Annotated in this window: 1 pseudogene; it reads left to right on the plus strand. The window is 69.6% G+C overall.

Annotated elements, in window-relative coordinates:
* Positions 1-216: 216 nt before the first annotated feature.
* Positions 217-480, plus strand: a pseudogene (locus tag EXE52_RS18945) (uracil-DNA glycosylase); the annotation flags it as partial.

Raw genomic sequence — 480 nt, forward strand, 5'->3', positions numbered from 1 at the left:
TAAATTAACGATCCTGAAACATCCCGCCGGTCCAGCCGATCGACGCGTATCCCAGCCCGGTTTGACCTCGTTTATCGTCATAACTTATGAGAATCCTCGCCGCCTCGTGCGCCTCGCATCGGCCCGCTCGACTCGCCCGTCGCTCCGTCGGGACGCGCCCGGACCGTTCGGGTCGGACCGAATCGGATTTAACCGCGCCCGCGCCTAGCGAGTCGCGTGCAGAACGTCACCGACCGGATCCGGAACCCCTTCGGGATGCGCCCCGACTGCCCCTCGTTCGTGCCCGGCTACGGCGACGCCAACGCCGACTTCCACGTCGTCGGCGACTACCCCGGCGTTCACGGCGGGACCGCAGCGGGCGTCCCCTTCACCGGGGAGCCGTGGTCGCCCGCGTTCCTGTCGGCGCTGTCGGAAGCCGGACTGATCGCGGGGCTCGCCGACGGGGTCGCCCCCGACGGCGTCGCGCGAGACGGCGACCCG

It is taken from the genome of Halorubrum sp. CGM4_25_10-8A (assembly GCF_005435025.1).
Taxonomy (GTDB): Archaea; Halobacteriota; Halobacteria; order Halobacteriales; family Haloferacaceae; genus Halorubrum; species Halorubrum ezzemoulense.